The following is a 22,431-nucleotide window of genomic DNA, read 5'->3' on the forward strand; positions in this document are numbered from 1 at the left end:
TACTACTTCGCCGTAAAGGCCTACGACGGAGCGGCCTCCGGCGCGAACTATTCCGTTATGTCCGACACCGTTTCCGTCGTGTCGGCGCCGCGCGGCCCCGCCGACGGAATGGCCGTTTATGCGCAGGGGACTTCCGCGACACCGCAGTATTACACTATGACGGCCGCGGGCGCGTCGTGGGCGGGGCCTTATCCGGCGCAGGCCGCCGCGGGCACTATTTACTGGTCGTCGCTGAAGGGCTGTCCCGTACTGCGCAACGAAAAACTTCTTGCCACTTTGTCGTCGGGCGGGCAAATATACTTCCAAAGATTCGACGGAATATCGGAGCAGTGGCAGACGCCCGTTCTGCTCGACACCATCGCGTCGGCCGACGCCGTCGTAAAACCTTTCGACGTCGCCTACGAGCAGACGAGCGGGCGCGCTCTTGTGGTGTGGCGGTCTGGCACGGCCGGCCGCGTTTATTACAGAATCTGGTCGTCGACCGCCGCTTCCTGGGCCAACGACTCCACGGAAATTATTATCGGCGGAACCGGACTCATCAGGTGGGCGCGTCTTGAGCCGCGTCCCGGAACCGACGAGATAATGCTTGTGACGATGGACGCTAACCGCAAAATATACGCTTACCGCTGGAACGGCTCGGCGTGGTCGGACAACGCTCTTCTTACGACGGGCGCCAACGTCGCATACACGGCGAATTATCAATGCGTGGATTTGGCGTGGGAGGGTTCGCGCGGAAACTGTCTGATAATGTGGGGCCAGGCCGCGACGGTAAAATACGCGATGTGGTCGTCTACGGACTCCGTATGGGGAGCGGTGGACGTTGCCGGACCGGCTTTAAGCGGAGTGGCTACCGGCATTAACTGGGTGCGTATGGCATACGACAGATCGTCCGGCTCCGACAGAATAGCCGCCTCGATAATCAGCGCCGACAATCTGGGCGCGGTCGACTGGCTGGTCTCCGTATGGAACGGCACGGCCTGGCCCGACGCCACCGCTTTAAGTTCAAACCTCGACGAGCGGCTCACGCGTCTTTCGGATGTGGCTTGGGAGAAGGACACCGGCAAGTGTCTTGCGGTCGGAGCCGTGAGCGCGGCGCCGGCGCAGTACGTTTCGTATTCCGTCTGGACGGACGCAGGGGGTTGGTCCGCCGCGTCTCTCTACGACGCCTACAATCTGGGCAATTCCGTCGATATAAGATGGATGAGATTGTCGCCGGATCCCAACTCCAACAAAATAATTCTGTCGGCTTCCAACGCGGGTTCCGCCGGGGCCGTGTCTCTTAGAACACTGGTCTGGTCGGGCGATTTATGGTCTGGCGACGCAGCCCTCACGGCGCTCGGTTCAAACGCCTCCTACGAATTTTTCTCATCCGATTACGACAGACACGATAACGTGTCTCCGACGATATCCGATAACCAGTCCGACGACGACACGTGGAGAAACACCGCCTCGGCTTTCTACGATATGGAGTTTTACGATTCCGGCGGCTCCCGCCTCTCGAAGCTTCAGACGCGCCTTGCTTCGGGCGCCGGCGGCATAGGCGTTTACAGGGATTTTGCCGATGAAATAACGGGCATCAACTCCGATTCTCTGACGGAACCGTGGCGGTTCTGCGCCCAGACATGGTCGGAACTGAGACGCGGACAGACGCACGTGTCGGTAAAGATTTTCGACGGAGCCGGCAATACGGCCTCTCTGGCGGACGCTTTTTACGTCAGAAAGGATACGGAGCCCCCGACGATAACCAATAATTCCGCGGGCGAATCGTCCGTGTGGCGCAACGCAAATCCCGGCGCCGTCATAAATGTGGATTTTGCCGATCAAACCGGCCTTTCGCTATTGTCGAGCGCGACGTATGTCTCCGGCGCGGTTTCGCAGAATATTTTCGAGTATGCGCCCGCCCGCCTGAGTTACGAAACAAACTGGGGGCTGTCCGGCTCGTCGTGGGAACTGCTGCCGTCGGGCACGAATTATCTGAATATATCCGCTTACGACGTGGCGGGGAACACTTCGTCGATTGCGGCGGCTTACAAAGTGCTTAAGGACACGACGCCGCCGGCCTCGATAACGGATTTGTCGGCGGCGGCGGGACCTTTCAAGGGGAGCGTGGATCTGACCTGGACGTCGCCCCGCGACGCGGAAAGCGGCGCCAATCTTTACACGGTAAAATACGCGTCCTACCAGATAACCGATACCGCGCTTTTCGACGCGGCGACGTCATGGACGACGAATATGTCCGCGAAATCGTTCGCTCAGACGGAAAATCTGACCATTACGGGTCTTGCCGTTTCGGCGACGTATTATTTCTGCGTGAGAACTCGCGACTTCGTCGAATCCCCGCCCAACCCGTCGCACAACCGGTCGGCTCTTTCGGGGTCGCCGTCCACGCGGCCGAGAGGGGAGAATGTTCACATAAACGAGGTGTATCCTCAGTCGGGCGGATGGGTGGAACTGTTCAGCAACCTTCCGTCGGAACAGTTGCTCGACGGATGGACTCTGGTTTACAATCAGGGCACGATCGATAATCCAGCGTCCGAAGCGGTGATTTGGACCGGCAGCGCTTCGGATACTATGTCTTCCCTGTCGTTTCTTACCGTCGACGGCCTGACGCTTTCGGCCTCGCAGAGCCGTCACATAAAACTTCTCGACAATCTGGGAAGACAGGTTGATGCGGTGCAGTGGCCCGCGATGTCCTCCGGACGTTCTTTCGCGCGGATACGCGACGGCTCGGATTATTTCGAGGTCGACCCCGGCACGACGCAGAACATCGCGAACGCTGTTTATAATTCGCCCGTCAAAATTAACGAAATCGACTATTCGTCGGCCGAAGAATTCGTCGAACTCTACAATACTTCCGAATCAACCCTGACGCTTTCGGGATGGAACATCAGGAATTCCGGCGGATACCTTTTCAGTTTCGGCCGCAAGCTGCATCCCGCGTCATTCGCCGTAGTCGATTTCTCTTCCGTCGACGATAGCGGCGCGGGTTACGCCGCGGCTTTCGGCGCGTCCGGACTCGCCGCGTCGTCGGATTTCATCGCGCTTGAAAACGCTCAGGGACAGGTCGTAGACCGCGTGACATGGCAGTACGCTTACAAAAATTACAAGTCGGAATCTCTCGCCTATATTCAGGGCGCTCCGGCAGGAGCCGTTCATTCGATAGGCAGATATCAGACGGACGGAACGGACAGCGGTTCCAATGCCGTCGACTTTCAAGCGCTTGAAGCCAAAACTTACGCGGCGCGGAATTACAATCCCGTGCCGGCCGCCTCAAGTCAAATTCACTATCCGACGGCGGGAGCGTATATGCCGCGGCTCGGAAAAATATCGGTTACCCTCGGCGAGGACTTCTCGGAAGGGCGTTACAATTCCGTGTGGTTTGTAAGAACCCACGGCGCGCCCGACCCCAATTCGCCGCACAGGTATCGTTTTGCCGATTTGGCGCTGGATTCGTCATATACGACGGCGCAGTCCACGTCGGTTTTGTGGGTGAATTACCCCGACGCCGACGGCCTGCCGCTGGTGGACGGCTCCGGTTACAGGATGATTCTTGCGGCGGATAACGGTTCGGCCGCCTCGAGCGCCGTTACCGTCGACGGTCTTTACTGCGATGCCGCCGTGCACTCGGCGTCGGCGACAGCGATAGCGTCGTCGGCGGCGCGGTTTAATAATTCGCAGAAGGCGCTGTTGTTTGCCGTGCGGATAAACAATAAGTCACCCTCCGGCTCCGCGGGTATCGAGGCCGAAACTCTTGTAATAAAACTTCTTGAGCCCGACGGCGCGGCGCTTTCCACCGCGCGCGCGGCCGCAATGTTCAAAAGAATTATGTTCGTGGCCGACGTCGGCGGCGACGGAACTTATTATTCGGGGCTCGACACCGAAACAGTCGGAGAAATCCTCGCGGAGGATTTCAATTTGGCGGGCGGTTCGCAGACGCTGTATATCTCGCTGCCGAACGAGACGTCCGCCGTGATTATGTCGACGTCGCCCAAAACATATTTTGTCGTCGTGGAGATATCGTCTTGGGCTCATCAGGCGACGCCCGCGGGATTCAAGGCGTTTTTCGATCCGTCCGCGATAGTCCTGCGCGAAGCGCTGTCCGACGAGAGACAATCCGCCGCGGCTTCCGCTCCGGTGACAACTTCGAGCGCGGCCATAATATCGCCCGCGCCCACTCCCGCGGGGACTTCGTATCCCGTCGCGGTCGCGCCGGCGGGAGACGAAGCCAACGAGCAGGTACAGCTGGCGGTGAACGCAGCCGGAACCGTCACAACGTCTTTCTCCGGCGGCGCCGACGGTATTCTCCGGGCATTCAACGCTTCGGGCGGCGCGAAGTGGACTTTCGACGCGCAAAGCCCCGTCACGGAGGTTTATTCTCCGTCGAGGATGGGGTTTGAGGCGTCCACCGTGGCCTATGTCGCCACAGCGAACGGAAATCTGATAAAAATTAAGGATAACGTAACATCGGCGGAAATCCTATGGAGCAGAAATCTCAATGCTTCGCGCGTGACGGCCATTTCGCCTACCGGCTCTCTGCCTCCGTATTATCTGGCGGCGACCCAGGAGGGGAGATTCTATAAGATATATCATGACGGAAACGACGCCGCTCCCGACGGCGGATGGCAAAACTCGCCCGGCATTTCCGGCGCCCAGGTGAAAACGCCCGTGGTCGACGACTGGACTCCCGACGTCAACGCGATATGGTTCGGCACGTCGGGCGGAGGGATGTACAGGATAGAAAACGTAAACGGTACCAAGGTCACGGAACTGACGGGACTCTCCGGAGTTTTCACATCGCCATATCTCGTCTCCGGAAAATACGACTCTAATCTGAACACTCATCACGTCTTTTTCGGATCCGACGACGGCAAGCTCAGAAAGCGGCTGTCGTCGAACCTGACGTCATCGCCCGACGGCTGGACGGATGTCGCGCTTTCTTCCGCGGTCAGGTCTTCCCCCTGGTACGATTGGGAGTCGCCTGCCAATGTTTATTTCGGCTGCGACGACGGCAAACTTTACAAGATTAACGCTTTGACCGGCGAACATATATGGAGTTTTGCCACGGGCGGACCCATAAGGACGGATCCTGTGGTGCTTTCATGGCTCGGACCCGGCAAAGTATTCTTCGGTTCCGACGACGGATATTTCTACGGATTGAACATGACCGACGGTTCTATGCTGCCAGGATTCCCCGTGGCTACCGGCGGCAAAGTCAGGACGTCTCCGGTATACGACGGAGCTGTCGGCAGATTATATTTCGGTTCCACCGACGGAAAAATGTATTGCGTGCAACCGTAAAAGTTATAGGTAAAGTTATGGAAAAACCATACGCTGTTTCCATTAAGGTCATTGCGAGGAGGAATCAAGTGTTCACACTTGATGACGACGCGGCAATCTTACAACGGCGAGATTGCTTCGTCCCCCGCATCAAGTGCGGGGTCATCGCAATGACAATGTTTTTTGGTTTGTTGTTTTCAGCTGCTCCGGCTCGCGCCGCATCGTGGACTTCCTATCGCAAAAACGCCTCCAGAACCGGAGACGCTATGGAATACGCCCGCCCGAAACTGACGCCGTTGTGGAGTTATACCGTGCAAGGAGCGTTCTTTGCTTCTCCGGTGGTTTACGGTGACACGGTTTATGCCGGTTCCCGCGATGGCTCCGTGTGGGCGTGGCGCGCCTCGGACGGCGAAGTCCTCTGGCAGCAGTCCACGTCGGGTTGGGTCGATTCGACCCCCTGTGTGTGGAAAGATTATCTCATAGCCCTTTCTAAGGACGGCGTGGTCTACTGTTTTAATCGCGCGACCGGCGAGCCGGTGTGGACATTGTCGACCGGAAGAAGCAACGTCTCGTCGCCGATTGTTTACCGGGACACGCTGTATTTTATGTCCGGCGCTCCGGGCTCGGCGCTGGTCAAAATTAATCCTGCCACGGGCGCGCTGCTCGGAGAAATTCAGCTTTCGCTCTACGGTTTTTCCTCGCCTGCCGTCGACGGGGGGATACTCGCCGTGGGAACCAACGACGGCAAAATAAACATAATCGACCTTGATTCTTCGCAGACCGTCCCAATTCAGACCTTCGGCGGAATCAAGTACATAACGCCGACCATAAAGGACGGGAAAATATACGCGGCCACCGACGGCGACGAACGCCGCGTGATGGCTTTCGACATTCACGGCGACGAAATATGGAAAACGCCGCCGCTGGCGCGCGTCCCTATGAGCGCTTCCTCGCTGGCCATAGGCGATTCCTACGGTTACGTAGCCGTGAGCTCCGACTCCTCCCGACTGACGCTGCTGAAATTTTCTCTGGCCGACGGAACCACGATTTGGGCGCGCAATACCGGAACTCCGCCTTCGGGCGGGCGCATGCCCTCTCCTGTCTTAGTCAACGATCTTGTCTTTATAGTGTCCGGCGACGGATACCTGATGGTGCTGACTTCTTCGGGTTCTTTTGTCGAGCCGTTTACCGGCGCCGCGGTGGAGCAGAGCACGGGCGTGTGGCTCGGCTCCGGTTCCGCCGGATCCTGTGTCGTTTCCGGCGGAAGAGTTTTTGCCGGAACTCTGGGCGGAAGGTTTTGGGCGTTCGACTGTGAAAAGAAAATATCCCTGACTTACCCCGACGATTACGACGTTGCGGTAAACTCCGTGACTGTTACCGCTGCCATCACGGACAAGTCAGTGAACGATTATACGCTTGAGTACAGAAAGGAGACGGATTCCGTCTGGGCGTCCGTATCCGAGGGCTCCGCCGCCTCGGGGGAAAATATTGCCGTGGCGCAGTGGAACGCTTCGGGCGTCGCCGACGGAGCTTATGTGTTGCGGCTTACCGCCAATTCTTCGGTATCGCGGCGGGCTTTCAGTCGTTTTACCCTGAATAATTCGCCGGCCCCGCCGACTAATCCGTCCGCATCGGACAAACCTTTCGACGGCGGTGGGCGCATAATCCTGCGGTGGTCGAAATCCGCCGACGACGGCGCGGGCAATAACGACGTGGCGGGCTACAAGATTTACAGAAGCACTTTTTCGGGCGGAGGATTCGTCCGGATTGCGACGGCTTTCGCCGGTTCGACTTCATACGAGGATGCCTCGACGGTGGACCACACCACTTACTATTACCGTCTCAAGGCCTACGATTCTTTGAGCGATTCTACGGAGTTTTCCGCGGAGGCGTCGGCTTTTTCGATACTCGACGGCAAAGAAGTCGCGCCTGGCGCGGCGGCGGAAATTTTACTGTCCCTGCCCGACGGCACGGTGGTTGAGGCGCATATACCCGCCGGCGCGACGGATGAGACCATTTTCGTGGGCATACGCATTCCTTCGTCGATACCCGATGGCGGGGTTCCGCGCTGGGCGAAAAAGACATCGAGGATTTATGAATTCGGCGCCACTAAAGCCAACGGCGAAAAACTCTTGCGTTTTCTTGTCCCCGTCACCATCAAAATTCCCTACTCCGCCGCCGACATATCCGGAATGAATGCGGACAATCTGAGAATTTACAGATATTCCGAGGATAAATCCGAGTGGCGGGCGGTCAACACTTCTTTTGTCGACACGTCCGCCCGGAAAGTCGGCGCCGAAATCCCGGGCTTTTCACTTTACGCCATTATGGAATATCTGCCCGGGCGGGAAGAACTTATCTCATTCGACGGCACTTATGTGTATCCCAACCCGACTCGCGGCTCGAAAGCTCATTTTAAGTATTATCTCGGCGACAAAGCGGACGTTACCATTGAGATTTACAACGTGGCGGGTGAAATCGTGGCGCGTCTGGAACGCGCGGATAATCCGGCGGGCATCGCCTCGGAATTGGAATGGGACGCGTCGCGCGTCGCCAGCGGAGTTTATATTTGGAGAATAGAGGCGCGCTCGGTTTCGGGAGCCGTAAAGTCGCTAAAGAAAAAGCTGGCCGTCATAAATTGAGTCAGTTGAAAAACCCTTGTTATGTCATTCCCGCGAAAGCGGGAATCCAGATTTTCCGTCGTAGTATGGATTCGTCCCCGAATGTCTTTATCGGGGATAAACTGATTTTTTCGATGGTCCGTCCGTCTTTCTGCGCCGTGTCCATACATCCCGACGCGGGTACTACGGCGGCGGCGTTTCTCAAGCTTGGCGCCGGCGCGCGCGCGTCGTCAATGGCCGGAGCGTTCACAAGTATCGCCGACGACGCTACGGCCGTCTACTGGAATCCGGCGGGACTTATGTCGGTTCCGCGCAGAGAGGTTGTGGCGGCTCATAACGAATCTTTTGAAGGCATAAGACACGATTACGTCGGATACGTCGGAGGACTGAAAGGAAAATACCGGTGGGGCGCCGCGTTTTACGGGCTTTATACGCCCGCGGATATCGAGAGGCGCGGCGGTCTCAACGAGGACGACCCGTTTGAACCATTGTCGCCGGTGGAGGGATATTTCGCGGCTTACGACGCGGCATTGTCCGTGGCGGCCGCGCGAAGATTCGGCGCGAAGTTGTCGGCCGGCGCCGCCGTAAAAGTCATAAATCAGACCATCGACGACAGAACCGGCCGGGCAGTCGCCTCGGATATCGGCGTTTTGTACGAATATTCGGATGAAATATCGCTTGCCGGAACGATTAAAAACGCGGGCACTTCCCTTGCCGTCGGGGAAAAAAGCTATCCGCTTCCGCTGTCCGCGAATCTCGGCGCCGCGTGGTCTAAAAAATTCCCGTCGTCGGGATTTTTAAGAAGCGCCGTCGAAATCTCGTTTCCGAACGATAATTATCCGTCGCTGCGCGCGGGCGCGGAATACTTTCCCGTCGAAATGTTCGCCGTGCGCGCGGGTTACCGTTACCGTTTCAACGGCCCTGAACTCGATGATTTGAGCGGTCTTGCCGTCGGCGCCGGGGTAAAAATATCCGACCTGCGGCTGGATTATTCCTTCAACCCGTACGGCGCGCTCGGGAATTCCCACAAAATAACATTGAGCGCGGTTTTCGGACCGCGTATCGCGGGCGTCGACGAAAAAATCGCCCCCCGCGGGGAACCGTCCGCATCGGGTTCCGCGCCGCGGACGATACCGCGGATTGATGTGGCGCTGCCCCGGGGCGGGCCGTTGCCCGCCGCAGAATCCCGGACGCCGCCGGATTCAGAATTTTCTTCATCCACGATTATTTTTACGCCCGGCATAGTTTCCGCGACGGGAGTTACGGGATCGATATTCTCCGAGCCGTCCCGCGACGGCATCAAATCTTTCAGAGCGTCGATCTCCGCGCGCGGTGTTTTCTCCGGCGCGGCATTGCGCACGGCGGTGCGCCGCGCGCCGGACGATTCTTCGTCGGAGTATTATTTCAGGATGGACGCGCCGGGGCGGTTAAGCGATGTGACAGTGGTAATCGAGACATCCGGAAAAATCAAATCCGCGAGGGCTCTGATGCCCCCGTCGGCCGTCGGTGTCCCGCCGAAAGTATCTGTCGTTGAGGCGCCGCGGCAGGCGGCTTCCGCCGGAGGGACTTCTAATGGACGTTTTGTATACGAGATAAAGTCGGAGCAACCCGTTGATTTTCAAGCAGTGTATGAATAGAATCCTTTACGACAATATCAGGGCTATGTCCGCCGTCGACGAACTCGCAAGGTCGGTCTCGCCGGCGGCAATATATTTATTGAAGGGCGCGGCTATAATAAATATAAGCCCCGAAGCCGTCGCAACCCGCCTGATGGAAGATACCGACATCCTTGTCGACGACTATGCCGCCGTCTCCGCGGTTTTGATCCGTATGGGTTTTGCCAAAAGAACAGGGGATTCCCAGACCTTTGAGAGCGTTTCGGGAACCGTCAGACCCTTCGACGTGCACACGAATTTATGGTACGCTTCATCCCGCGACCTCGCGCGCATAAAGTCCGAATCCGCCTCCGCCGACGGCATTCCGCCGAACGCGCGGATATTTTCAGCGGCGGATTTATGCGCCGACATAATCATACACGCGGCGCAGCACGGCGGGCTCGACGGCAGATGGCGAGGGGATCTGGAAGTTATAGAAAATCGTTTCGGCCCGTCCGCCGTCCGCGAAGGCCGCGCGAGAGCGGAAGAGTTATGCCCCGGCCTGCTTAATCCGGCTTCCGCGTTTTTCGTCGACGGGGCTGTCCCGTCGGCGGGTTTTGTAAGACGGTTCGGTTTGATGGGCTCGCCCAAAAAAAAAGCGGCCTATGCCGCCGGAGTTTTATTTCCTTCCGAAGATTTTATAGCCCGTAGGTACGACGCCTCGTCGCGGGCGGGTGTGATGCTTAGAAGATTCGTCCGCCCTTTTGCCATACTCGCCGCCGCGGCCGGTTCGTTGGTTTGCGCAGCGGCATCGTCAATTATTCCCGCTCGCCGTCAATAAATCGAAGCGTCGCCCCGTTTCATTGCCCTGCGCAGGGCTCCCCTGAAATAAAAATCCGCCGCCGATAACGATAGCGCCGCGGCCGCCGCGGCCAGCGCGACGGGAACAAATCCGTTACCCTCTCCGGACAGCGCCGCCCGCCACATATCCAGAAGTATCGTCGTCGGCAGACGCGAAGCTATCCCGCGCAGCGCCGGCGGAAGCGCCTCGGTCGGGAAATAAACTCCGCTGAGTATCTCTACCAGCGAAGCGAAGAGCCATCCGGATTGTTCGCTCCTTTTTACGTCGAAGGCCAACCCCGCGAATGTCACTCCAATCGCCGCAAAAAAAACCGATGTGATAACCGCCGCCGCCGCTATAGCCGGTGTCGACGATATTTTCGCGCCCAAGCCGAGCGCCGCTCCGGCGGCGGCCAGCGCGGATATTTCCAGTATGAAACGCGGAAGTCCCGCCGCCACGGCGGCGTAGGCCGCCGTCGGCACGCCGGCGGGCGAGGCCGCAATCATATCCATAGTCCCGCGGTGCTGTTCGTGTTTTATGAAATTCGTGAACGCCGAGGAGAAATAGTGGAAAAATCTTCCGAAAACTATGCCTGCAAAAACATAGGCGAAGTAAGCCGGCGACAAATGCCGTCCTATGAAATAGAATATGACTGCCTTTGTCAGACCGTCCGCCGCCGATATAAAAAAACGGAACTTGTAAGCCCTCTCGATGGCCATATCCCTCAAGAAAAAAGTTTTGAGAAGTTTCAGCGTTCGCATTCGGTCAACCTTCCGTTTTCAATCAAATATCGTTTTGCGGCGAATCCGGCCCTGCCCTTGCCGACGCACAGGATTATGCCGCCGTTGCCGGCGAATTCGGACAGCATATCATCGGCTTTTTTTTGCGAAGCGGGATCCATTGCGTCGGTCTCGTCGGCGAAAATCGCTTTGGGCTCTCCCATAAACGCCCTCAGGAATGAAAATTTCTGTTTAGTTCCCTTTGAAAGAAACGCGAAAGTTGTGTCAAGAAATCCCGACACATCCAGCATTTCCGCCCGCTCCAGAACGGCATCGGGAATTTTATTAAGACCGCGCAGTCCGGCGAAAAAATCCAGATTTTGCTTCGCGGTGAGCATACCATAAAAAGAATTATCGTCGGATGAAACGTATCCGGCAAGTTCTCTGTAAGCGCGCGACGAATACCCGCCGCGGCATTCCGTTCCGCAAAGACGGACGTCGCCGGCGTCGGGCGGAAGAATTCCGGCCGCTATGCGCAGCAGCGTTGTCTTGCCGGCTCCGTTGGCGCCCGTCAATACGACGGCTTCGCCGCGGGCCGCGCGGAGCGATGCGTCGTCGAAGACGGCCCGCCCGCGAAATCCCTTGGATATCTTTGAAATTAGCAGCATATTTTTTTGAATCGGCTGTGCGCGCGGTAATCGGACATCGCGGCCGCGCCGCATCCGTTTCAGAGTATATATTTTTTGTCGATTAACCTGAATATTTTGTATAATTTCGCGGTTGTTTTGACCGATGATGTCACGGGTAGTTTTTGGCGATTTTCGGCGGGCGAATAATAAGAGGGTTCAAATGGGATTCATAGTATCTGATACGATAAAAGACCCTGTTTTCCAACTGGCGGCAGTCGTTTTTATTTCGGCGCTGTCGATATGCCTCTGGATGCTGGTATCGGCTCTTAAAGACAGGGGCGCCTCGCGCGCCGCCAATCGTGATTCCGCCGGTGAAGCGCATGATGCCACCGTCAATCTGTCGCAGGACGCCAAATTCCAGCTTCTCCTTGAAAATATCATAGCCATCAGCAAGCGTCTCGATGAATTGGACGCAAAAATACAGACGGGCGGCTCTCCGGCGGACACGACCGTGCGCGGAGACATTGCCGTCAAACTCGACGCCATGTATAAAATACTGGCGGGTTTGTCGGGCTCGGAGCAGAAGTGAAAAAAAATATTTTCAGTTTCGATTTTTTTGTGGTGCTTCTTACATTGGCGGCAAGCGCATACGTCATGTATTCCCGCGCGGCCTACCATGCCCGTCAGTCCGAGCTTAAGGAACGCTATGAAGTCAGCAGAAAAGATATTTTGAAGCGCGCCGCGGTTCCCCCTGCGAATGCGTCGCTTCCGTCGATTCCGTCGGAAACCGGGCTCAGAAATATTCTTTTTGCGGTAAAATCATCCGCCGCAAAAAAGGTTTCCATCGTCGGAGATTTTAACGACTGGACACCTCAGGGTATGACGAAGGACGCTTCCGGCATGTGGACGGTAGCTCTTAAAATCGTTCCCGGCGATTACGCCTATAATTTTATAGTCGACGGCCGTCCGGTCAGGGATTTTAATAATCCCAAGACCAAGGATACAGGCCGCGGGTTCGTAAGTTCGTCCCTGGAAGTCAAACCTTTCACGCCCGACGACAAATGAAAAAAATCGCGGCAGTCCTATCGGCCGTATTTGCCTGCGTTTTTCTGGCATACGCCGTTCCCTGCGCCGTATTCGCCGCTTCGGATTCCGCCCCGAAACTCACCGCGAAAGACCTCGACGCATCGCTTAAGTACTACGAAAAAACTTCAACTTCCGAAAAACTCAACAACAACGACCGACTTGCCATATTGCTCCGTATCAGAGAAAAATACGAGGCCGCCGGTCTGGACATCGGCAGGATTGACAAGGAAATAGCCCGCCGGCGCGCCATACGCGACAGCGAGCGGGCGCCCTCGTCCGAGTCCGTAACGGTTTCTGCCTCGACGGCATCGGTTAAGGCCGAACCGTCCAAGCCGAAGTCCCCGTCGCGGCGGCGATTGTCGTCCGTTCAGGTCACGGAAAAGGCCGACGTCGTGGAAATACTCGTAGTTTCCGATAATCCCGACAGCCGCAACGTTTTTGTGCTCAAAGATCCCGATCCGAAAGTTCCGCCTAAAATCGTGGCCGATTTCTATGGACTTACGGAGGCGCTGCCGTCGGCGGATAAGGATATCGCCGTGGGCGGCGCGACTATCGAGCGGATAAGAACGGCGCAGTTCGACAAAGAACCGTCGCCGGTTGCCAGAATGGTCGTATATCTCAAAAAAAACGTCCGCCACACGTTCAAGGACTCGACGTCGGGTTTTTTGCTGATTGTCGCCAAGGACGATTCTGAAAAGGGAAAGATGGTCACGGCTTTCGCCGCCGCGATTTCTTCGACCTCGTCGGCGGCGCCCGTCGCCGCATTGCCCGTAACTGTCACCGCGCCGTCGGTCTTGGCATCGACGCCTATTGCCGTCGCCGCGACGTCTTCATCTTTCGACCCCCGGGCCGCGGCGCGGGCGGCGTATAAAATCGAGCCCGGCGACGTGCTTTATGTGACCGTTACGCCCGCCGAGGAAATAACCCGCGAAGTTACCGTCAATCCCGGCGGAGAAATATCTCTTCCGCTGGCGGGAATCGTCCGCGCCGCCGGAATCACTCCCGCGCAACTTGCCGAGGACATAAAAATCGCGCTTTCAAAATACATTACCAATCCCGAAGTTTCCGTCACGGTCAGACAGTACGCCCGCCGCACGATTTTCATCACGGGCGAACTTAAATCCACGGGCGGCTACCCCTACAAAGAAGGCATGCGCCTTTTGGAGCTGATTTCGCAGGCGGGCGGATTTACCGACCGCGCCGACCGTAAAAACGTAAAGGTGTTGCGCGGCGAAGGCGCCGTCCGCAAAACGTTTATCGTCGACGTCGAAGATTTAATGCGTTCCGGCGATTTTACAAAAGATTTCGCGCTGGAGCCGCAGGATATAGTCGAAGTGCCGGCCGGCTTTAAAAAAATATCCGTGCTCGGCGATGTCAGAACGCCCGGATATTACGATTACAAAGATGGGATGAAAGTCGTCGAAATCGTCTCGATGTCGGGCGGTTTTCTGGACACGGCCCGCGTAAAGGAAGTCACCATACTGCGAAAGCAGGGAGCCGACACAAAGTCCATAAAGGTCGACCTTGACGCCGTACTCAAAGGACACACAAGCGACGTGCCGCTTGCGCCGGAAGACACGGTTTATATCCCCAGAAAATCCATATCGACCGCGAATTGGTGGGCGTCCAGCGCGCTGCCCTGGCTGACTCTTATTTCGCTCATTCTGGTTATACGGGGCGGGTTATGAAGGCAGTGGCGAGTGTAAAAGGCAGTGGCGAGTGGTTAGTGGCGAGTGAATAGCAGAAAAATACTAACCACTAACCACTAACCACTAACCACTAACCACTTAAATATATGACTCAATACACCCTGGGCATTCACGATTACTGGCGCATTCTCCGCAGAAAGAGATGGGTCATTATTTTTGTTGCGGTCGCCACCGTGTTTTCGACCTACGTATACACGGATATGCAAACGCCTTTATACAGGGCCACGGCGGAAGTCAAAGTCGAGCAGCCCAAAGCGATTCCCGGCGTGGCTGTGGACCAGTCCGGCTGGGATATGTATATGGCGCTCAACACCGAGGTCAAGGTCATCAAAAGCGCGGTGGTCGCTGAACGCACCGCCCGCAAACTCGGAATGCTCGACGACAAAATGAGCGAATCCGAGAGGCAGGCGATTATTCTGTCTCTGCAAAATATGGTGGACGCCGAGCGCGTGGGCGATTCAAATCTCATAAGAATAAACGCCGCCTCGTCCGATCCGCGCAACACGGCGATCGTAGCCAACGCCACGGCCGACACCTATATAGAAAAAGGCATAGAAGACCGTTCGCGCCGCGCGCGCGAGCTCAAAGAGTTCATAGAACGGCAGATGGACGAATCCCACTCGCGCCTTAAGTCCGCCGAGGAAAGTTTAAGAAAATTCACCGAAATGTCGGGAGCCAAGGGGACGGGCGGATTTCTGGCCTCGCGCATGGTCGATCTTGAGACGAGAAAAAGCGAACTTCTGAAAAAATACACAGGGCAGCATCCCGAAGTCAGGCAACTCTCCGATCAGATAAACGCCGTCGAACTCCAGATGAGAGATTTACCCAAAGAGGAACTCGAATACGCGCGCTTCACCCGCGAAGTAAAAATCAACGAAGAACTCTACACCCTCCTGGCCAAGCGTTACAAAGAGGCCGAAATCGCCGAGGCCGACCGCGAGCGGACCGCCTCGATAGTCACTCCGGCGGTCGAGCCGTCGAGTCCGGTGAAACCCAACCGCGCCATGAATATGACGGTCGGCGTTTTCATAGGGATATTCTTCGGCTTTCTGATGGCTCTGTTTTTCGAGAATCTCGACACGTCCATAGGCACGATAGAAGACGTGGAACAATTTCTGGGCATACCCGTCATAGGGATTATCCCGCACGAGTCGCCGACGAAACTCAAGACGTCCAAGAAAAGCGACAGAATATCGGCGCAGCGCTCGCTGATGATAATTTTCCACTCCGGCAAGTCGCCGTTTGTGGAGGCGTATCACACGATGCGCACGAACCTGCAGTTTACGGCTTTCAAAGAAAAAGGAAACGTCATTAATTTTACCAGCGCGGGCGTTTCCGAGGGAAAAACCATCACCGCGATAAACTTCGCGCTGGCGGCGGCGCAGTCGGGGACAAAGACGGTCATTGTCGAAATGGATCTTCGCCGGCCGCTGCTTCATAAAATTCTCGGTCTGCCGAGGATACCGGGGATTACCGAGGGCGTCATAGGCAAACCTCCGGCTGATATCGTCAAAGGGACGGCGGACTTGATGCTCGGCGAATTGTCGGTGGAACATATTATCGACGTGCCCGGCATAGAAAATCTTAAAATTGTCACCTGCGGCGAAATACCCACCAATCCCATTGATTTTCTTAATTCCGCCTCGACTAAAACTTTCATCAAGTCGCTTTCCCAGAGTTTCGAGCTTGTGATACTCGATTGCCCGCCGGTGCTTCTGTTCGCCGACCCTCTGATAATATCGAGTATCGCCGACGCCACAATTCTGGTCTATCAGGTCGGAAAGATGTCTCGCAACGCTCTTAAAAGAGCCAAGGATCAACTCGCCGGAGTAAAGGCAAATCTGGTCGGCGTGGTTCTTAATGACATTAAGGCCTCCGATATGCAGCACCGCTACGGTTATTACTACACCTACAAGTATTACCACAAGGGATGACAACCTGCCGTCGTAAATCCCTTAGCCGTTTTCAAATCCGTCCCTATTATGCGAAGCTCAATAAGGACCGCCGATGCCCGCCAATAACTTTATAAAAGCCGTATCCGCCGCGATTGCTCTTGTCCTCATTTTGGTTTTCGGACGGCTCATTTCGGGCGGGGAAATGTTTTTTGTGACGGGACTGGTTCTGGCTCTTGCGGCGGGCGCCGTCACTTTTTTGAATCCGGAGCACGGTCTTATCCTGCTGGTTTTTTCGATGATGCTTTCTCCCGAAATCGAGCTCGCCCAGATACCCGGACGTTCCATAACCGTACGCATAGACGATTTTCTGCTGATAGCCGTTTTTATATCTTACGTCACCTACCACGCGGTCAACCCGCACGCAAGAAAGTTTGTCCGCACTCCCATCGACAGGCCTCTTATCGCCATGATAATCGTATATTTTCTCTCGACGGCCATAGGCAACATAGAGGGCCGGCTCAAGCCGCTCGCTTCGATGTTCTTCGTTTTTAAATATGTGCAGTATTTTATTTTATTTTGGATCGCTTCAAACTTGATAACTTCCCGCGAAACCCTGAAGCGCGTGATAATTGCCGGAGTCGTGACGGCGATTATCGTTTGCATTTACGCGTATTCTCTTTTCCCGACCGTCGAGAGAGTTTATTCGCCGTTTGATCACGAGGCGACGGGGAGAACCGGAGAGTCGGCCACTCTCGGAGGGTATCTTATTATCATAATGTCGCTGGCGTTGGCGTTTTTCGCTAATTCCGAGGCGATGCCTGTCAGGTTGCTGTCGCTGGGGCTTTTTCTTTTCGCTCTGCCTCCTTTCGTAAGGACACTTTCCCGCGCGTCGTATTATGCCATTGCCGTCGCGCTCCCGTCGCTTGTGATATTTTCTCCGAAAAGGAAGTTGACTCTTATTCTGGGGATGCTTGCATTCCTTGTCGGCGCGCCCGTGCTGGCGCCCGGCCTTACCGGAGACGCGGTAAAACGTTTACAGGAAACTTTTACGGGTCCCCGAACCGAGTTCGGGATGGATTTGGAACTCTCGGCCGCGGCTCGCCTCGACAGTTGGAAGAGGATTTTCTCGCAATGGCTGCCGACACGTCCGCTTTTGGGATACGGCGCCACGGGCGTGGGACTGGTGGATACTCAGTATCCGAGAATTTTGGGGGAATTCGGACTTATCGGATTCGGTATTTTCGCGTGGCTCATGGCTTCAATTTTTATGGAGGTAAAGCGGGCGATTAAAAATGCCGACGATATTCTGGTCCGCTCGGTCGCGGCGGGTTTTCTGGCGGCCTTTGCGGGACTGCTGGTGCAGGGTATCGGAGTGAATACTTTCATAATCGTAAGAATTATGACGCCGTTTTGGTTCCTGCTGGGAGCCATAGTGGCCGCGCGGTGGCGCCGCGAATCCGGCGCGGACGGCCCGACGGAAAAAGCGGAGGCAAGTTGAGCGGACATAGCGCGCAGAAGATGATAGGCAATACCATCTGGAACTTCGTCGGTTACGGCTGGATGTTGGTAATATCTTTTTTTGCGATGCCGTACATCGTGCGCGAATTGAAAGCCGAACTCTACGGGGTTTACGCGCTGGTGGGCGTTGTGGTGGGATATTTTGCCTTTCTGCAGCTGGGAATCGGCAGCGCGTCGGTAAAATATATTTCGGAGCACCTTGCAAAAAAGGATGAAGCCGGAGCGCGCGCCGTTTTTTGGTCGTGCGTGTACGTGTATTTTTTCATGGGGACGCTTGCCGCGGCGATGATATGGTTTTTGTCGCCCGCCATAGTGTCCCGTGTTTTAAAGATGCCGGAAACTCTGGCGCCTGCGGCTACATTCGCTTTGCGCGCCGCGGGAGTGGGATTCGGCGTGTCCATGATAACGGTTGTGGTCAGCGGTGTTCTTAAAGCCGCGGGGAGATTCGGACCGCTCAATCGTATCGGCATGGTTTTGGGAACGCTTCAAACGCTTGGCGCGGTCGTTTTACTGAAACTCGGGTTTTCTCTTAAAGAGATAGTTGTTGCCAACGTGGCTACGCAATTTCTCGGAGCGGGTCTCTACTGGAGATATGCCGCGCTGGCCGTGCCCGCGTTGAGTGTCCCGTCGCGATGGGACACGGCTGTTTTCGTGAAAATGTTGAAATACGGGGGGTTTATCACCGTTACGACGGTAATAGGGCCTTTTTTGTCGAACGCCGAAAAGCTGTTTCTTACGGCGCTGAGGTCGTCGGCGGCTCTGACATACTATTACGTGCCGTTTTCGGTGGTGAAATATTTAAGCGTTATCCCGTCTTCCCTTGCTTCCGTTTTATTTCCTGCGTACAGTTTCTACCAGTGCGCGGACAGCGGCGATGTCGTTAACAGGGAGCTTCATTTTAAAAGTACCGTCTATGTTTTTTTTATCAGTTGGTTCCCCGCGCTGTTTTTTATTTTTTTCGGGGAACGGTTTTTGGGACTTTGGATGGGCGAGGACTTTGCGGTTAAGTCGGCAGGGGTTCTTTCGATGCTTTCTCTTGCGGGCGTAATAAACGCCACCGCCTATCCTTCCATCACGGCCATTCAGGGTTACGGCAAACCCGCGATTCCCGCGCTTTTTCATGCGGCGCAGGCGGTGGTGTACCTGCCCTTGGCGTATTTTTTTGTAGCCCGCTTCGGCGCCAGGGGCGCCGCCGCGGTATGGCTCGGTCGTGTCGCGGTGGACGCCATGCTTCTTCAGGCGGCTTCCTGCAGGTTGTTGGGCGTCGGCCTGGGCGAATGGTATCTGCGGATGGCCCGCAGAATCTTTTTGCCGTCGGCCGCGGTCGCTTCGGCTCTTGGCTTATTGAGGATAATGAATCCGCAGTTTTTAAGTGTTTCCGGCATCGGCGGGATTCTGTCGATATTCACTGCGTACGCGGTTATGGTCTGGTTCTTCGGTCTGGATTCAAACGACAAAAGAAGAGCCCGTTTTTTTATTTTGAATTTCAGGGGAGAACGCCTGTCATGAGATTCAATGCCGTTCCCGTATGTCCGATTTGCGGAAGCGCGGGATCTGTGTTGTACGCCGGACTTCCCGACCGACTTTTCGGAGTTCAGGGACAATTCGGTTTCAAAAAGTGCCGCGCCTGCGGTCTTTTGTGGATTGACCCGCGTCCTGCGGAATCCGACCTTCCCAAGTGTTACACAGAATATTATACCCACCGCGCTGCGCCCGAACACATCTCTGCGACCGCGGGATTCAGGCCGTTGGGGGGGCTTCGCGACGCTTTTCGGGAAGCCATACTCTGCGGACGTTACGGATATAAGCATTTGCATACGAATCACGGTATTTGTCGTCTCGGCCCCGCGCTGTCGTTTATTCCCTTGCTTGACCGACGCGCGAAATACGATCTCGCAGAACGCCTGCCTGTATTTATTCCGGGCGGGATTATAGTGGATGTCGGTTGCGGCAACGGCGTTTATCTCAATAAGATGAAATCCTTGGGATGGCGCGTATATGGCGTAGAACCGGATTCGGCCGCCTCGGAGCCGGCCATTCGGTCGGGCCTGGATGTTTTTCGCGGAGTGCTCAAAGACGCCCCCATAAAAAACGACTCATCCGATCAGGTTACAATGATTCACGTATTGGAGCATCTGCCGAACCCGCTCGAAGATTTATCCGAGTGCCTGCGGATACTTAAAAAGGGAGGCAGAATGGTAATATACACGCCCAATGCCGAAAGTTTGGCGCACGGACATTTCGGGCGGAATTTCTTTGCGCTCGACCCGCCGAGACATTTGAATATTTTTACGGCGCGGAGTATAAGAAAAATTTTGCGCGACGCCGGTTTCACGCGGATGTCGGTTCGCACTACGCCTTATTCGGCGCCCGGCATATATGACGCGAGCGCGGCCATCTCCTCGGACGGGAAAATAACCGATCTGGACGCGATTAAACGTCGACGGTGCCGACGGATATTCGGAGCCATCGAGTCGGCGATGTGCCGGTTCGGTCTGAACGTCGGCGAAGAAATAGAAGCGGTGGCATTCAAGTAATATGGATATGAGAGTGTCGGCCATAGTGTTGAACTGGAACGGCGGAGATATGCTTGACTCGTGTCTGGGCTCTCTTCTGTCCACGGATTATGCCGCGTTGCGGATTATACTGGTCGACAACGGCTCTACCGACGGGTCGGCCGACCGCGCGGCGGTGCGATATCCGGCTGTGGAAGTGGTCCGGAACCGGCGCAACATCGGATACCCCGCCGGTAACAACGTCGGTATAAAATATGCTTTGCGGCGTCATAATCCGGACTTTGTGGCGCTTTTAAACAACGATACGCGATTTGACGACCCCGGATGGCTTGCGAAAATGGTATCCGCGGCCGCGCAGCGCGACCGTACCGGCATAACCGGATGCCGTCTGGTTTTCCCCGACGGAAGACCGCAACACGCGGGTTCCATGGCGACGTCATCCGGATTTCGCGGTATATCGGAGGAAAACTTCGGCGGATCGCCGTCCGATCCTTACGAAGTGGACGCCGTCATCGGAGCGGTGTTTATGATAAAGAGGGAAGTCATCGAAAGAATCGGATTGCTCGATGAAGGTTTTTATCCTTATCTCGGCGAAGATATGGACTATTGCGCCCGCGCCCGACGGGCGGGATATAAGATAATCGTGGCGCCATCCGCCGAAGTTGTACACCTTGTAAGCAAGTCCATAGAAAAAAATAATTCCGTTTCGACGCTTGTCATCCATAAGAAAAACGAAATCAGGTATCGACTTCTTAATTCGTCCGCAAGCGAACTCGCCAGGTTTGCGGTTTTGGACGCGGCGCACGCCGCTTCGGCGGTTTTTGAGAGGAAAGACAGAACCCGGCGGGCATTGCCTTTTAATTTTCGTGTAAGAAAAAACGGTTCGGCGCCCGCAAGAATATACGCTATTCTGGCCGGTTACATTCTCAACGCGGCCGGAATATTCGGAATAATTGCGTTAAGAATCAGGCGTTCGCACATCCGGAGCGTCGCGGAATGAAATCAATCCTTTTAGCGGGCTATCATAATCCGCGATACCCCACGATAACCGAATATGTCGAAAAAGCCGTGCGCGAATCGGGTTTCGGATTGACCTCTTTCGACGACAGGAGTTACGGCGTTCCCGGTTTTTTGCGCTCGGCGTGGAAAAAAATCGACAACGCGGCGTTATCCGCGATGAACGAGAGGTTTTGCCGTCTGGCCGAGGCATCCCGTCCCGACTTGTGCATAGTCACGGGAGGGCATCGAATATCGCCCCGCTCGATAGAGCGCATCAAGTCGTACGGCATAAAAACGGTTCTCTGGACTATAGACGCGCCGTCCGCGGATTTTGAATATATCATTGCCGCCGCGAGAGTATACGACAAGGTTTTTTGCGGCGGTACCGAAGCCGTGAAAATCCTTGAGCGCGCCGGCGTAAAAAACCCCGCGTGGCTGCCGTTCGCCTGCTCGCCAGATGACCACAAACCCGCTCCGCTCGACGATAAAGAAAAAAAGACATTATCCCGCGACGTTGTTTTTGTGGGAACCGTAAATCCGCTCATATATCCTTTCCGCTCAGCCGTTTTAGAGAGTATCGCCGACTACAATTTGGGAGTTTGGGGGCCGGGAGTCCGGCGGATTCCGTCTTCATACGCGCTGCGCTCCCGCATTGTCGCGGAGCATACCCCGCCGTCGGTATGGACAAAGATATACTCGGCGGCAAAAATAGTCCTGTGTATGCATTACGCCGACCCTGCGGGCGGTTTTCCGTGCCGGCAGGCGAGTCCTCGCGTTTATGAGGCGCTGGCCTGCGGAGCGTTTGTTCTCTGCGATGCGCAGCCGGATGCCGCGGCCTTATTTTCCGACGGCGAGCATCTCGTCTATTTTAAAAACCCCTACGACCTCCGCGTAAAACTGGATTATTACCTTGCGCATCCCGACGACCGTTTGCGCATAGCGTCCGCAGGCCGGAAGCTCGCGCTGGCGGAGCATACCTATCTGCGGCGCCTGGAAACTATTTTGCGAACTTATTGAGCTTCACCT

At 55.7% G+C, this 22,431-nt stretch carries 15 protein-coding genes (1 of these 15 only partly in view); 13 read left to right on the top strand and 2 right to left on the bottom strand.

All coding sequences use genetic code 11. The annotated features are described in order from the left end of the window. The 4 genes in view from CVU77_01035 to CVU77_01050 are tightly spaced (each overlapping or abutting the next) and all read left to right on the top strand, a layout consistent with a single transcriptional unit that may run on beyond the window. Positions 1–5,298, top strand: the final stretch of a protein-coding gene (locus CVU77_01035) for a hypothetical protein (GenBank protein ID PKN02033.1). Its footprint begins 18,696 nt before the window's first position; the window shows 5,298 of its 23,994 coding nt (coding positions 18,697–23,994); its start codon lies beyond the left edge, outside the window; the stop codon is at positions 5,296–5,298. Further along, positions 5,049–7,919, top strand: a complete 2,871-nt coding sequence (locus tag CVU77_01040; GenBank protein ID PKN02034.1) for a hypothetical protein — start codon at positions 5,049–5,051, stop codon at positions 7,917–7,919. The genes CVU77_01035 and CVU77_01040 overlap by 250 nt, the downstream gene beginning before the upstream one ends. Beyond that, positions 7,811–9,535 carry a hypothetical protein gene (locus tag CVU77_01045; GenBank protein PKN02214.1) on the top strand — a complete coding sequence of 575 codons (1,725 nt, stop codon included), beginning with the start codon at positions 7,811–7,813 and terminating at the stop codon, positions 9,533–9,535. Before CVU77_01040 ends, CVU77_01045 begins: the two co-directional genes overlap by 109 nt. Beyond that, the gene (locus CVU77_01050; protein PKN02035.1) at positions 9,528–10,334 is read left to right on the top strand and encodes a hypothetical protein; all 807 of its coding nucleotides are present in this window, start codon (positions 9,528–9,530) and stop codon (positions 10,332–10,334) included. The genes CVU77_01045 and CVU77_01050 overlap by 8 nt, the downstream gene beginning before the upstream one ends. Here the strand turns inward: CVU77_01050 and CVU77_01055 are convergent. Together CVU77_01055 and CVU77_01060 are read right to left on the bottom strand one after the other, a co-directional pair. Further along, complete coding sequence (locus tag CVU77_01055; GenBank protein ID PKN02036.1) at positions 10,328–11,095, bottom strand: hypothetical protein; 768 nt, start codon at positions 11,093–11,095, stop codon at positions 10,328–10,330. The two genes, CVU77_01050 and CVU77_01055, sit on opposite strands and share 7 nt — an antisense overlap. After that, the gene (locus tag CVU77_01060) at positions 11,083–11,775 is read right to left on the bottom strand and encodes a hypothetical protein (protein ID PKN02037.1); all 693 of its coding nucleotides are present in this window, start codon (positions 11,773–11,775) and stop codon (positions 11,083–11,085) included. Before CVU77_01060 ends, CVU77_01055 begins: the two co-directional genes overlap by 13 nt. Before the next feature lie 127 nt (positions 11,776–11,902). Here CVU77_01060 and CVU77_01065 point away from each other — a divergent pair, with 127 nt between their 5' ends. From CVU77_01065 to CVU77_01105, 9 genes are all read left to right on the top strand, one after another. Continuing rightward, complete coding sequence (locus tag CVU77_01065; GenBank protein PKN02038.1) at positions 11,903–12,271, top strand: hypothetical protein; 369 nt, start codon at positions 11,903–11,905, stop codon at positions 12,269–12,271. Next, the gene (locus tag CVU77_01070; GenBank protein ID PKN02039.1) at positions 12,268–12,747 is read left to right on the top strand and encodes a hypothetical protein; all 480 of its coding nucleotides are present in this window, start codon (positions 12,268–12,270) and stop codon (positions 12,745–12,747) included. Before CVU77_01065 ends, CVU77_01070 begins: the two co-directional genes overlap by 4 nt. Beyond that, positions 12,744–14,456 carry a hypothetical protein gene (locus CVU77_01075; protein ID PKN02040.1) on the top strand — a complete coding sequence of 571 codons (1,713 nt, stop codon included), beginning with the start codon at positions 12,744–12,746 and terminating at the stop codon, positions 14,454–14,456. The genes CVU77_01070 and CVU77_01075 overlap by 4 nt, the downstream gene beginning before the upstream one ends. A gap of 107 nt (positions 14,457–14,563) precedes the next feature. Beyond that, positions 14,564–16,411 (top strand): hypothetical protein, encoded by a 1,848-nt coding sequence (locus CVU77_01080; protein PKN02041.1) that lies wholly within the window; start codon positions 14,564–14,566, stop codon positions 16,409–16,411. Positions 16,412–16,484: 73 nt separating this feature from the next. Beyond that, the gene (locus CVU77_01085; protein ID PKN02042.1) at positions 16,485–17,870 is read left to right on the top strand and encodes a hypothetical protein; all 1,386 of its coding nucleotides are present in this window, start codon (positions 16,485–16,487) and stop codon (positions 17,868–17,870) included. 20 nt (positions 17,871–17,890) lie between these two features. Next, positions 17,891–19,399, top strand: coding sequence for a hypothetical protein (locus CVU77_01090; GenBank protein PKN02043.1), 1,509 nt, complete (start codon positions 17,891–17,893; stop codon positions 19,397–19,399). Next, positions 19,090–20,427: a hypothetical protein gene (locus CVU77_01095; GenBank protein ID PKN02044.1), complete on the top strand. Its 1,338-nt coding sequence runs from the start codon at positions 19,090–19,092 to the stop codon at positions 20,425–20,427. The genes CVU77_01090 and CVU77_01095 overlap by 310 nt, the downstream gene beginning before the upstream one ends. Position 20,428: 1 nt before the next feature. Next, positions 20,429–21,406, top strand: a complete 978-nt coding sequence (locus CVU77_01100; protein PKN02045.1) for a hypothetical protein — start codon at positions 20,429–20,431, stop codon at positions 21,404–21,406. Further along, the gene (locus tag CVU77_01105) at positions 21,403–22,422 is read left to right on the top strand and encodes a hypothetical protein (GenBank protein ID PKN02046.1); all 1,020 of its coding nucleotides are present in this window, start codon (positions 21,403–21,405) and stop codon (positions 22,420–22,422) included. Before CVU77_01100 ends, CVU77_01105 begins: the two co-directional genes overlap by 4 nt. Positions 22,423–22,431 lie beyond the last annotated feature (9 nt).

The organism is Elusimicrobia bacterium HGW-Elusimicrobia-1, from assembly GCA_002841695.1.
Lineage (GTDB): Bacteria > Elusimicrobiota > Endomicrobiia > PHAN01 > PHAN01 > PHAN01.

Excerpts from the sequence above, each read along its gene's own strand:
- CVU77_01040 (PKN02034.1), top strand. The coding sequence starts at position 5,049 with ATGGAGTTTTGCCACGGGCGGACCCATAAGGACGGATCCTGTGGTGCT.
- CVU77_01045 (PKN02214.1), top strand. The coding sequence starts at position 7,811 with ATGGGACGCGTCGCGCGTCGCCAGCGGAGTTTATATTTGGAGAATAGA.
- CVU77_01050 (PKN02035.1), top strand. The coding sequence starts at position 9,528 with ATGAATAGAATCCTTTACGACAATATCAGGGCTATGTCCGCCGTCGAC.
- CVU77_01055 (PKN02036.1), bottom strand. The coding sequence starts at position 11,095 with ATGCGAACGCTGAAACTTCTCAAAACTTTTTTCTTGAGGGATATGGCC.
- CVU77_01060 (PKN02037.1), bottom strand. The coding sequence starts at position 11,775 with ATGCGGCGCGGCCGCGATGTCCGATTACCGCGCGCACAGCCGATTCAA.
- CVU77_01065 (PKN02038.1), top strand. The coding sequence starts at position 11,903 with ATGGGATTCATAGTATCTGATACGATAAAAGACCCTGTTTTCCAACTG.
- CVU77_01075 (PKN02040.1), top strand. The coding sequence starts at position 12,744 with ATGAAAAAAATCGCGGCAGTCCTATCGGCCGTATTTGCCTGCGTTTTT.
- CVU77_01080 (PKN02041.1), top strand. The coding sequence starts at position 14,564 with ATGACTCAATACACCCTGGGCATTCACGATTACTGGCGCATTCTCCGC.
- CVU77_01085 (PKN02042.1), top strand. The coding sequence starts at position 16,485 with ATGCCCGCCAATAACTTTATAAAAGCCGTATCCGCCGCGATTGCTCTT.
- CVU77_01090 (PKN02043.1), top strand. The coding sequence starts at position 17,891 with ATGATAGGCAATACCATCTGGAACTTCGTCGGTTACGGCTGGATGTTG.
- CVU77_01095 (PKN02044.1), top strand. The coding sequence starts at position 19,090 with ATGGCTCGGTCGTGTCGCGGTGGACGCCATGCTTCTTCAGGCGGCTTC.
- CVU77_01100 (PKN02045.1), top strand. The coding sequence starts at position 20,429 with ATGGATATGAGAGTGTCGGCCATAGTGTTGAACTGGAACGGCGGAGAT.
- CVU77_01105 (PKN02046.1), top strand. The coding sequence starts at position 21,403 with ATGAAATCAATCCTTTTAGCGGGCTATCATAATCCGCGATACCCCACG.